The following is a 4108-nucleotide window of genomic DNA, read 5'->3' on the forward strand; positions in this document are numbered from 1 at the left end:
GGTTGCGCCAGAGGGCCGTGCTGCGGGGCTGGTCGGCGCACTCCAGCTCCAGGGTCAGCCGGTCGGTGCCGTCGATCACCTGGACCCGTGGGCAGTCGAGCAGCACCGCGCCGAGCGCCGTGCCGTCGTCCGGGCCGAAGGTGTCCAGCGTCAGCCCGGCCGGAGCCGGCCACGGCCCGGTCAACCACGGGTCGCCGACGGGCCAACCGCCCGGCGGCAGGAGCGCGGCGGCCTCCGGGTGCAGCCGGGTCGGGGTGCCGGCGGGCGCGTCGAGGCGGGCGTCGGGGGAGAGGCCGAGCAGGGCGTGCGCGGCCCAGACGAACCGGTACCCGGGGTCGGCGGCCAGCCGGTAGTCGGCCACCACCACGCCACCGTCGTCGGTGATCCTTCGGCGCAGTGTGAACGTGGGCCGTTCGACGACCACGGTGCCGGGGGCCGCTTCGCGCCACGGCCGCGACCACACCTCGCCGTGGTCGGGCTCGCCGCGCACGGTGGGGAGGCACTCCTCCAGCCCACCGGCGTCGACGAACGCCGCACCGGGGCGTACCTCGTGCCGGCCGGGTTCCGGGCCGCGCCAGAGCCACTCCCGGCCGCCGCCGCGCAGGCTCGTCCACCGGCCGCCGTGCGCCGCGTCGTACGCCACCCGCAGCGGCACCGGCCGTGCACCGGTCACCACTCGGCGAACGACCCGTCGGCGTGCTGCCAGAGCGGGTTGCGCCAGGCGTGCGGGGTCTGGGCGGCCTTGCGGACCGCCGTCTCGTCGACGGTGATGCCCAACCCGGGCCGGTCGAAGCGGGCGATGTGCCCGTCCACGAACCGGAACGGCTCCCTGTCGACCAGGTAGTCCAGCAACTCCGAGCCGGCGTTGTAGTGGATGCCGATGCTCTGTTCCTGGATCAGGAAGTTCGGCGTCGCGAAGGCCACCTGGAGGCTGGCCGCCAGGGAGATCGGGCCGAGCGGGCAGTGCGGGGCGAGCAGCGCGCCGTACGTCTCGGCGAGTGCCGCGATCCGGCGGACCTCGGAGATCCCACCGGCGTGCGAGAGGTCCGGTTGGACCACGGCGACCCCGGCCTGCAACGGGCCGAGGAACTCGGACCGACCGTAGAGCCGCTCGCCGGTGGCCACCGGGATCGGCGTGCTGGCCACGATGTCGGGCAGGTGGTGGGCCTGGTCGGGCAGGACCGGCTCCTCCACGAAGAACGGGCGCAGGGCGGCCAGTTCGGGCAGGATCCGGCGGACGGCGGCCATTCCGGCGCGACCGTGGAAGTCCACGGCGATGTCCCGGTCGGGGCCGAGCACCTCGCGGGCCGCGGCCACCCGGCCGACGACGGCGTCCACCTCGGCCGAGGTGGGAATCGGGGAGAGCCGCCCGCAGGCGTTCATCTTGACTCCGGTGAGGCCGGCGGCGACCTGCGCGGCGGCGGCGTCGGCCACCTCGTCGGGCTCGTCCCCACCGATCCACGAGTAGATCCGCACCCGGTCCCGGACGGGCCCGCCGAGCAGCGCGTGCACCGGTGCCCCGTACGCCTGCCCGGCGATGTCCCAGAGCGCCTGGTCGAGACCGGCGACCGCGCTGGAGAGGATTGGCCCGCCCCGGTAGAAACCGCCCTTGGTGAGCACCTGCCAGTGCTGCTCGACGCGCAGGGGGTCCGCGCCGATCAGATATTCGGAGAGCACCTCGACCGCGCTGCGCACCACCTCGGCGCGGCCCTCGACCACCGGCTCACCCCACCCGACCAGCCCGTCGTCGGTCTCCACCCGGCAGAACAACCACCGTGGCGCGACCAGGAAGGTCTCGATCCGCTCGATCTTCACTGACTGCCCCTTCGTCCCCGTACCTTCTCGACGTCGCGGACGGCCTTGTCCAGCAACTGACGCATCGCGGTCTCGGCCGCTGTCTCGTCCCGGTCGCGCAGCGCGTCGACCACCGCGCGGTGGCTGGGCACCGGGTCGTCGTGCGGGGTGCCGCCGTGCACCAGCCGGTCCCGTTCGGCGAGCCCGGTCTCCATCACCACCTCCATCCGTTCCAGCAGCTCGTTGTGGGTGGCGGTGAGCAGCGCGCGGTGGAAGGCGAGGTCGGCGGCGATGGCGGCGGCGGGATCGCCGTTGGCCTGGGCCATCTCGTCCAGTGCCCGGTCGAGGGCGGTCAGGTCGTCAGTGGTGGCGCGGGTGGCGGCCAGCCGGGCGGCGGCCGGCTCGATGATGGCGCGTACCTCGTGCAGTTGGTCGAGCAACCGCTGGTCGGTGCCCTCGGCGAACTGCCACCGGATCACGTCGCCGTCGAGCAGGTTCCAGTCCGCCCGGGGTCGGACGAAGGTGCCGCGCTTCTGTCGGGCGTCGACGATGCCCTTGGCCGAGAGGACCTTCAGCGCCTCGCGGAGCGCGGTGAGGCTGACGTCGAACTCCTCCTGCAACGCGACGATGTTCAGGGTCGCGCCGGCGGGGATCTCGCCGGTGAGGATGCGACGGGCGATCGCTTCGACGGTCTGCCCGTGGACGCCGCGGCGTGCGTACTGTGCCAATGCTCCTGGCCTTTTCGCTGGTCGGTATCGATCTCTCAGGCCGAGGCTTTCACCGCTGTCCAGCCACCGTCCACCACGAGGCTCGCGCCGGTGATGTAGGCGGCGTCCGGCGAGGCGAGGAAGGCGACCGTCGCGGCCACCTCGTCCGGTGTGCCGAAACGCTTCGCGACGGTCTCCGCCACGCTGCGCTGCCGGTCCTCTTCGGACACGTCGGCCCAGGCTGCGGTGAGGATCGGCCCGGGCAGCACGGTGTTGACCCGGACCTGCGGGCCGTACTCCACGGCGAGTTGGCGGCCGAGTGCGACCAGGCCACCCTTGGCGGCGGCGTACGCGGGCCGGCCGGGCAACCCGACCAGCGCGTGCACCGAGGAGATCAGCACCACCGCGCCGGAGCGGGCCCGCAGGTCGTCCAGGCAGGCGCGGACGCCGAGGAACGAGCCGGTGAGGCTGACGCCGAGCTGGTGGTCCCAGGACTGTCGGCTGGTTTCGTGGGCCGGGGCGACCTGCACGGCGTACGCGGTGCTGACCAGGATGTCGACCGGGCCGAGGTGGTCCCGTACGGCATTCACGGCGGCCGTCCAGTCACCCTCGTCGCTGACATCGCCCACTACGGACAGTGCGCGGTCGCCTCGCGCCGTCAATTCCTCGGCCAGCGGCGCGGTGTCTGCCACGTCGAGCAGGGCGACCGCTGCCCCCTCGGCGGCGAGCCGTCGGGCGATGGCCGCACCGATCCCGCCCATAGCGCCGGTGACCAGCGCGTTCTTGCCATCAAGCCGGTGCATAGGCTGATCCACCTGACCCCTCACCGTGGTCTCGTCTAATCATTAATTACGAAGATATCTTGACAGCCGGCGAGGGTCGATGCAACCTTCTCGTCACAGCATTCACATGGACGACACATCGCGCCGTAACGCTACGTGTCGTAAAGGAAGGGATACCTCCGTGAGCGACTTCGACCCCGGTCGCCGGCGATTCCTTGGCCACCTCGGGCTCGCCGGCCTGGGCGCGCTCGGCGCCAGCTCGTTCCTCAGCGCGTGCGCCAGCTCCGCCAGCGGGCCGACGACGAGCAGCGGCTCGGGCGCGGTCACCATCCAGTCGAACCTCTCCTCGCCGCAGGCCAAGGCCGCGATGGAGAAGCTGATCGAGACCTTCAACGGGCAGGGCAAGGGCACGGCGAGCCTCAACACGATCGCCTCGGAGACCTTCCGGACCCAGCTGCCGACCTACCTGACCTCGGCCAACCCGCCGGACCTCTACACCTGGTACGCGGGCTCGGTCGCCAACGACTACGCCAGCAAGAACCTGCTGCTGGACGTCTCCGATGTCTGGAAGTCACTGGGCGACTACCCGCAGTCGCTGCGTACGCTCTCCACCGACGCCAGCGGCAAGCAGATCTTCGTGCCGATGAACAACTACTGGTGGGGCTTCTTCTACCGCAAGTCCAACTTCGCCAAGTGGGGCGTGCAGGAGCCGAAGAACTGGACCGAGTTCCTGGCCCTCTGCGAGACGTTGAAGAGCAAGGGCATCCCGCCCATCGGCATCGGCCTCGGCGACACCCCGTGGGTGGCCGCGGCCAGGTGCGACGA

General features: G+C 71.8%; 5 protein-coding genes. 1 reads left to right on the forward strand and 4 read right to left on the reverse strand.

Annotated elements, in window-relative coordinates:
- The 4 genes from KBX53_RS24675 to KBX53_RS24690 form a co-directional block, all read right to left on the reverse strand.
- Positions 1-673: hypothetical protein (locus tag KBX53_RS24675; RefSeq protein ID WP_210861909.1), on the reverse strand; the 673-nt coding region annotated here is incomplete at its 3' end.
- Complete coding sequence (gene dgoD, locus KBX53_RS24680) at positions 670-1815, reverse strand: galactonate dehydratase (RefSeq protein WP_210861911.1); 1146 nt, start codon at positions 1813-1815, stop codon at positions 670-672. The genes KBX53_RS24675 and dgoD, both read right to left, overlap by 4 nt.
- On the reverse strand, positions 1812-2522 hold the full coding sequence (locus KBX53_RS24685) for a FadR/GntR family transcriptional regulator (RefSeq protein ID WP_030329469.1): 711 nt from the start codon (positions 2520-2522) through the stop codon (positions 1812-1814). Before KBX53_RS24685 ends, dgoD begins: the two co-directional genes overlap by 4 nt.
- Positions 2523-2557: 35 nt before the next feature.
- Positions 2558-3304, reverse strand: coding sequence for an SDR family NAD(P)-dependent oxidoreductase (locus tag KBX53_RS24690; protein ID WP_210861914.1), 747 nt, complete (start codon positions 3302-3304; stop codon positions 2558-2560).
- 160 nt (positions 3305-3464) lie between these two features.
- On the opposite strand from KBX53_RS24690, the gene KBX53_RS24695 reads away from it, so the two are divergent.
- A partial coding sequence (locus KBX53_RS24695; RefSeq protein WP_210861916.1) for an ABC transporter substrate-binding protein occupies positions 3465-4108 on the forward strand: 644 nt, incomplete at its 3' end.

The sequence above is a fragment of the Micromonospora sp. M51 genome (genome assembly GCF_018070305.1).
GTDB classification, from domain to species: Bacteria; Actinomycetota; Actinomycetes; order Mycobacteriales; family Micromonosporaceae; genus Micromonospora; species Micromonospora parva.

Bases quoted from the DNA above. Each gene is read 5' to 3' on its own strand.
- KBX53_RS24690 (WP_210861914.1), bottom strand. From the start codon at position 3,304: ATGCACCGGCTTGATGGCAAGAACGCGCTGGTCACCGGCGCTATGGGC.